Source organism: Clostridium vitabionis, assembly GCF_015351765.1.
Taxonomy (GTDB): domain Bacteria; phylum Bacillota; class Clostridia; order Lachnospirales; family Lachnospiraceae; genus Clostridium_R; species Clostridium_R vitabionis.
Window position 1 is genome coordinate 1 of sequence record NZ_JADKQA010000023.1, and the last position, 2,531, is coordinate 2,531.

Annotated in this window: 1 protein-coding gene and 1 pseudogene; both read left to right on the forward strand. The window is 40.8% G+C overall.

The features are described from left to right. Nucleotides 1–135 precede the first annotated feature (135 nt). Nucleotides 136–1,155, forward strand: a pseudogene (locus ISF27_RS13065) (tyrosine-type recombinase/integrase); the annotation flags it as partial. Nucleotides 1,156–1,482: 327 nt separating this feature from the next. Beyond that, complete coding sequence (locus ISF27_RS13070; protein WP_002584969.1) at nucleotides 1,483–2,316, forward strand: methyltransferase domain-containing protein; 834 nt, start codon at nucleotides 1,483–1,485, stop codon at nucleotides 2,314–2,316. The last annotated feature ends 215 nt before the right edge of the window (nucleotides 2,317–2,531 follow it).

Genomic DNA, 2,531 nt, shown 5'->3' on the forward strand with positions numbered 1-2,531 from the left:
AGCCCATTATTTTCCGCGGGCGAAGTTCCAAAAAGCCCGCGGTTGATGGAAAGTTGAAAAGTGTAAAGTTATCAACATACCCGGGAATTAGAGGTTAACATAGGGTACGCGGAAATACTTCTCGCTTACGATATTTCGCTTCGGGAAAAGGAAAAAGAGATACAGAAAGACCTTGACGACGGGATTGACACGTTGGGAAAGAAAATGACTGTCTGCCAACTCTACGCAAAGCAGATAAGGCACCGGGCAAATGTACGGCATGGCACAAAACAGGGGCGCAAGCAGCTTATGAGGATTTTGGAAGAAGATAGTCTTGGAGCTTGCAGCATTGAGAGCGTGAAGCTGTCCGACGCGAAAGAATGGGCTTTACGCATGAAAGATAAGGGCTATTCATTCAAGACAATCAACAATCACAAGCGTTCTCTGAAAGCTGCCTTTTACACAGCCATACAGGACGATTGCATTAGGAAAAATCCCTTTGACTTCCAGTTGAACACCGTTTTAGAAGATAACACCGAACCAAAGGTACCTCTATCCCCAACACAGGAAGCGTCTTTCCTGTCCTTTGTGCAGAGTGATAAAGTCTATCAGAAGTATTACGACGAGATTATCATACTGTTAGGAACAGGGCTTCGCATTTCTGAACTCTGCGGACTGACTGAAAGCGATATTGACTTTGAGCATAAGCTAATCAACGTAGACCACCAGCTTTTGAAAGTATCGGGAGTTGGGTATCATGTTGAAACGCCAAAGACAAAAAGCGGTATCAGACAAATTCCAATGAGTACCAAAGTCTATGAAGCGTTCAAGCGTGTGCTGAATGACAGGGGACGGGCAGACAATTTTATTGTCGGCGGTTACAGCAGATTTTTATTCCTTAACCGGAACGGGCTACCGAAAGTAGCAGTCAACTTTGAAACCATGTTCCGGGGGCTTGTGAAGAAGTACAACAAAAGCCATGAGGAAGCCTTACCGAAAGTGACAACGCCCCATACCCTACGCCATACGTTCTGTACCAATTTAGCAAACGCCGGAATGAACCCGAAAGCATTGCAGTATATCATGGGACATTCCAACATCAACATGACGCTGAACTATTACGCCCATGCTACCTCTGATAGTGCAATGGCAGAAATGGAACGGCTGATTGCTTAGTAGTAGATAGAGGTTTTACTACTTGATTTACTACTTTTGGACGCGAAAACATGAGGGGAAATGAGAATATATAAGAGCTTCTTCCGATTTGAAAAATGCCGGAAAGCCTGTAAATACAGGCTATACCGGCTTATGAGAACTTATAAAGAGATAGTCAAAAACTATATTTTGATTTTTCTAAAAGCAGAGTAATACTGCGGAATTGATTGGAGGACAACACAATGGTTACATTTATGAGATTAAGATAAAACCGCGAGTTATGTTGCGGTTATCCGTATTGCATAACTCGCTTATTGAAGCAGAGATGTAATTACGGAGGAAAAACAAATGAATAATAATTTATCACGCTTTGCAGACAGCAAGGTTTATTTTCAATGCCCAATTTGCACAAAATCAATGGATATACAAGGCAATAGCCTAATTTGTAGACATGGACATTGCTTTGATATTTCAAGATATGGGTATGTAAATTTGTTGTTAAAATCATCGCCCAAAACCAACTACAGCAAGCGGTCTTTTGACAACCGGCACCAAATTTTGGAGTATGGCATGTATGATGTTGTGTTGGAGAAAATCATACAGTTTATTTCTGATACGCCATCTATAAGAAACATTTTAGATGTTGGTTGCGGCGAGGGTTTCTATGCAAGGCAGATACAGCAAAGAACAGAACGAAACATCTTTGCCTTTGACTTGTCAAGGGAGGCAATACAGATTGCATCAAAAAAAGACAAGCGCAAAGCAGTGAAGTGGTTTGTTACTGACTTATCAAAAATCCCTTTGAAAGACGGAAGTATGGATTGTATTTTAGACATATTTTCGCCTGCACACTACAAAGAATTTCAGCGATTGCTATCTCCTAACGGATATGTTGTGAAAGTAATTCCTACGAAAAATCATTTGAGGGAAATCAGGACTAAAGTGCAAGCACACTTGAAAAATCCAGATTATTCAAATGAGTCTGTCGTTGAATATTTTGAGAAATATCTTAAAACCATTTCAAGAGAAACGGTTTCAGCCACCGTACAGTTGTCATCAGAACAAAGAATGTCGTTTATTGAAATGACGCCGCTTCTCTTTTGCGTTGAAAAAGATTGCGTTGATTGGCGTACTCTCACACATTTGACAATCGAAGCTGATGTTTTAATAGGAATGTATTAAAGGGCGTATTGATATTTAATATTCCCATTTATTGAGCAGAACGGAGTAAACCAAACACCCTAATCAAAAGGACAGCCGAGGAAATCGACTGTCCTTTTTCTATGCCGACAGGTAGAAAGGAGGTAAGCGCGAAGTAATTCGTTGGATTGTTTCACTCCAATCCGTTTGAGATAATTACTCCAAACATTGAAGCAGATGTTGGAGTGAATTGCTCC